Origin of the sequence: Streptomyces milbemycinicus, from assembly GCF_002154605.1 — a bacterium.
In the GTDB taxonomy this organism is placed as follows: domain Bacteria; phylum Actinomycetota; class Actinomycetes; order Streptomycetales; family Streptomycetaceae; genus Streptomyces; species Streptomyces milbemycinicus.
Window position 1 is genome coordinate 1 of the sequence record NZ_MUNE01000932.1, and the last position, 2,916, is coordinate 2,916.

Annotated in this window: 5 protein-coding genes; 1 reads left to right on the forward strand and 4 read right to left on the reverse strand. The window is 71.8% G+C overall.

From position 1 onward, the window contains the following. The coding region (locus CCN51_RS49030) for an alcohol dehydrogenase catalytic domain-containing protein (RefSeq protein WP_425444806.1) at window positions 1-263 on the reverse strand (263 nt) is incomplete at its 3' end. Window positions 264-401: 138 nt separating this feature from the next. On the opposite strand from CCN51_RS49030, the gene CCN51_RS49035 reads away from it, so the two are divergent. After that, window positions 402-1,340 carry a LysR family transcriptional regulator gene (locus tag CCN51_RS49035; protein ID WP_014180665.1) on the forward strand — a complete coding sequence of 313 codons (939 nt, stop codon included), beginning with the start codon at window positions 402-404 and terminating at the stop codon, window positions 1,338-1,340. A gap of 38 nt (window positions 1,341-1,378) precedes the next feature. Here CCN51_RS49035 and CCN51_RS49040 read toward each other — a convergent pair whose 3' ends face one another. The 3 genes from CCN51_RS49040 to CCN51_RS49055 form a co-directional block, all read right to left on the reverse strand. Beyond that, window positions 1,379-1,600 (reverse strand): hypothetical protein, encoded by a 222-nt coding sequence (locus CCN51_RS49040; RefSeq protein WP_014180666.1) that lies wholly within the window; start codon window positions 1,598-1,600, stop codon window positions 1,379-1,381. Window positions 1,601-1,957: 357 nt separating this feature from the next. Further along, complete coding sequence (locus CCN51_RS49050) at window positions 1,958-2,569, reverse strand: DUF6924 domain-containing protein (protein WP_014180667.1); 612 nt, start codon at window positions 2,567-2,569, stop codon at window positions 1,958-1,960. Window positions 2,570-2,617: 48 nt separating this feature from the next. Further along, complete coding sequence (locus CCN51_RS49055; RefSeq protein WP_014180668.1) at window positions 2,618-2,767, reverse strand: DUF397 domain-containing protein; 150 nt, start codon at window positions 2,765-2,767, stop codon at window positions 2,618-2,620. Window positions 2,768-2,916: the final 149 nt, after the last annotated feature.

The window sequence follows — 2,916 nt, forward strand, 5'->3', positions numbered from 1 at the left end:
CACCCGCCCCGGGGCGGGTGGCCCACCACGCGGGTGCCGACCCGCGGGCCGGATCCGTCGGCGGCCGCCTGCACCACCAGGCCGGCGACGTCCTTGCCGGGCATCAGGCCCGGCTCCGGTCGTTCCAGGAGGAACGTCTCTCCTCGGTTCGGCGCGAACGCCTCGACGCGGATCAGCGCCTCGTCCGGCGCCGGGACGGGCTGGGCGTCCTCGGTGAACTCCACCGGGCGCGCCGGATCTCCCGTGGGGATCAGTCTCTGCATGCGGATCATGTAATCGGCGGTGTCACCGGACAGGCCAACAACCCGCCGGGCGAGCCGACAACCAAGGGTTGTCACCCATGGTTGTCGCCCATGGTGAGAGGTGCGTACCTCTCTGGATGGACCTTTAGGGTGAGAGCCATGGACCTCGATCTGGCGCAGGTACACGCCTTCGTTCTCGCCGCCGAGGAGTTGCACTTCGGACGGGCGGCCGAGGCGCTGTCGATCTCACAACAGGCGCTGTCCAAACGGATCGCACGCCTGGAGTCCGTGCTGGGCACCGCGCTGTTCCTGCGCACCGGCCAAGGGGTGGAGCTGACCCGCGCCGGCCACCGCTTCCTGGAACCGGCCCGGCAGACGCTGGCCGCCGCGGACCGGGCCGTGGCCGCGGCCCTGGACGAACACCGGCCGCTGCGGGTCGATGTATGGGGCCACCTCTACGCACCGATGCGGACGCTGGCACAGGTGGCGGCGGGCAGCGACGCACCACCGCTGGAGCTCGGACACGGCCGTGATCTGCCGTCGGTGGCGGCGGCGCTGCTCCGCGGCGACATCGACGCCGCGTTCGGCCGCGTCCATCCACCGCTGCCCGCGGGGCTGACACACCGTCTGGTACGGCTGGAGCCGGTGGACGCGGTCCTCAGCGCGGATCATCCACTGGCGGACGAGCCCGCCCTGCGGCCCGAGCAACTGCGGGACAGCCTGCTGTGGGCCCCCGCGACGCTGGACCGGCTCGACTTCCTGCACCGTTTCGCCGAGCGGTTCGGCATCCGCGACCACGCCGAGGGCACCAACCTGGGACTGGACGGTTTCCTCGCCGACCTGGCCGCGGACCCGCGCCGCTTCTCGCTGATACCGGCCGACGTGCCGCTTCCTCACACTCCGGGGATCCGGTCCGTGCCGCTGGTCGACCCCACGCCGCTGTACGCCTGGTCGCTGCTGTGGTGCGGCAGCGGACCCCCTCACCTGCCCGCCCTGCTGAGCGCCCTCGCGGCGGAGGCGGGACGTAGCCGGTGGCTGGAGTACGACCCGGCCCGCGACTGGCTGCCTGAACCTCACACCGGAGAGGGGCGGGATTGAGCGGCCTGAGGGGTGCCGGTCAGCGCCGGTCGTGCCGGTCAGCGCCGGTTGCGTGGGTGGTCGCGGGCGGTGCGCTCGTTGCCCCGGCGGTAGTTGCCGGTCCAGCGCGCCATCACCTCTTGCGGGTCGCCGGCCTCGGCCTCGGCGATGAACTGCGCCGCCCGGGAGCCGCGCAGGGTGGTCGCCGCTCGGCCGTTGTGGGTGATGACCACGCTGCCGTCGCCGCGCTGTCGGTAGGCGAAGCCGGACGGTGCGGGCATCGGGGCGCGCTCCTTTTGGCCGACGGAGGGGCCTCGACCGTACCGCCGGGGAGCCGGCGGGCGCGCGTGGATTTCCGCGCTGTGTCAGGCTTCGACGCGAAGCCAGGTGTCGCCGGCACGAAGCCACAGAACGCCGTCGCGCCCCTGACCGCAGTACATGACCACCCGGCCGGGCACTCGTACGGCGCGCCGCTCGGTCACGTTCCACGTATCGCCGGTCAGTTCGGCTCGGACCACTTCTGTCGACCGCTTGTTGTGCACGCGCCTGGTCAGGACCGCTCGACGGCCACGTACGGCGAAGAACGACCCCCATCTTCGCGGGTCGTTCCTGGCGGGGACACACCGGGCCGGATCCGCTCAGCCGGTCGCGGGGGGAAGCGAGGGCCGTGCCGGTACGGACGGCGCTGTTCGGGCGGCTTGGGGAGCGGGCCTGCCGGGAACCGTCGCGGCCGGGGGCGGGCCGGGTATCTCCGCGCGGTGGGCTGCCTGCGGTGCGCCCAGGTGGGCAGCGGCGGCGCCGCGCAGCTCCGCCAGGGCGGCAAGCCTCCGTTCCAGGCCGTGGGGTCCGCCGACGCCACGGAACAGACCGTCCGGGCCGACGTCATCCAGGAATTCCGCGAGCCGCATGCCCCGGACACCCGTATCGGTGAGAAGGGCCCACAGTGCCTCGGGAACGCAGCGCAGTTCGGTCCGGTCCGCTACGTCGATGACGAGCAGCGGCGTAGCAGCTTCCGTCATGGTCCGCCGGTCCGCGACGACCACGACGGCGTACGGGGCGTCGGGATCGACTGACGCCACGATCTGCTCGCTCGCGAAATCGGCGAGCCGCCGGTCGTCCACGGATTCCGTATCGGCCCGCGTCAGGCCGCCACCCACCGGGGCGGCTACGGCCGCGCGGACCGCCTGCCAGGCGTCGTCGTCGCTGAAATCCGTACGGAGCAGGGGAGTTAAGTCGGTTTCGATCAGCACGGCTCCATGATGCTGGGCGCAGCGCCTCGCCGCATTGTCATTGCCTTGTCATTCGGCGATCAGTTGCTGGAGCCGCTGGCTGAGCGCGGCGGCCTGGGGGTCGAGGAAGGGGGCGAGGAGGGCTTCCACGCAGTTGCCGCCGCTCGGACTGAAGCTGCTCTTGAACCATCCCTCGTCGGGCGGCGGGAGCACCGTCATGTGGTCATCGCCCTCCCCTTCCTCTTGCGGGCCGCACGCCCTGATGCAGCGGCTGGTGCCATCAGCACACCGGTGAGCAGCCAGGTGAGACCATGGTGAGAAGCCCTCACTCACGCTTTACTCACACCGGCACCAGCCGCTGCATCAGG

Excerpts from the sequence above, each read along its gene's own strand:
- CCN51_RS49055 (WP_014180668.1), bottom strand. The coding sequence starts at position 2,767 with ATGACGGTGCTCCCGCCGCCCGACGAGGGATGGTTCAAGAGCAGCTTC.
- CCN51_RS49035 (WP_014180665.1), top strand. The coding sequence starts at position 402 with ATGGACCTCGATCTGGCGCAGGTACACGCCTTCGTTCTCGCCGCCGAG.
- CCN51_RS49040 (WP_014180666.1), bottom strand. The coding sequence starts at position 1,600 with ATGCCCGCACCGTCCGGCTTCGCCTACCGACAGCGCGGCGACGGCAGC.